The 556-nt window shown below is 59.7% G+C and carries 1 protein-coding gene; it reads left to right on the plus strand.

Going from position 1 to position 556, the window contains the following annotated elements; translation table 11 throughout:
• On the plus strand, positions 1–451 hold a 451-nt coding region (locus ACRBB0_RS27305), incomplete at its 5' end, for a hypothetical protein (protein ID WP_431377625.1).
• Positions 452–556: the final 105 nt, after the last annotated feature.

Raw genomic sequence — 556 nt, forward strand, 5'->3', positions numbered from 1 at the left:
GGCGGCATATGGCGGGGTGAATGGCGGGCCAGCGTTTTTGACTGATCCGAACCTCCTGGACCCCAATGAATGGATTTACGATGCCGGGTTCACGGTTGGTGGCGGGGAGATCCTCTTCGATACGGTCGTTGACTCATCCACCGCTGTGAACGCTTTGAACCGCTACATGATGCATACGGTACCTGGGCGCACATACCGGGCGACATGGACCATCGAGGACTATGCGCACAGCACTGGCGCAAGCAACACAATCGTCTTGAACGCCTATGCCTGGACCGGCCCGAACAGCAGCATCACCCAGCCAGGGGTTGTCACAAACGTCAACGGTGCCCACTCGATGGATTTTGCCGGGATGGATGCCCCGATCTACATCCGGTGCCGCGCCAAACCCAAGGGCGGCACAATGTCGTTTCGCGTGACCAGCGTCACGTTTGAGGATGTGACGCCCTAGCATCTATCCATCCAGGAGGTCACGGGACGCGCCAACGTCCCGCAACACGGGGAAACGTCGCAAAACAGCCCCGCCGACCAGCCAAAGCTTTATGGCCGCTCCCAG

Source organism: Pelagimonas sp., from assembly GCF_050633425.1.
Classification (GTDB): Bacteria; Pseudomonadota; Alphaproteobacteria; order Rhodobacterales; family Rhodobacteraceae; genus Pelagimonas.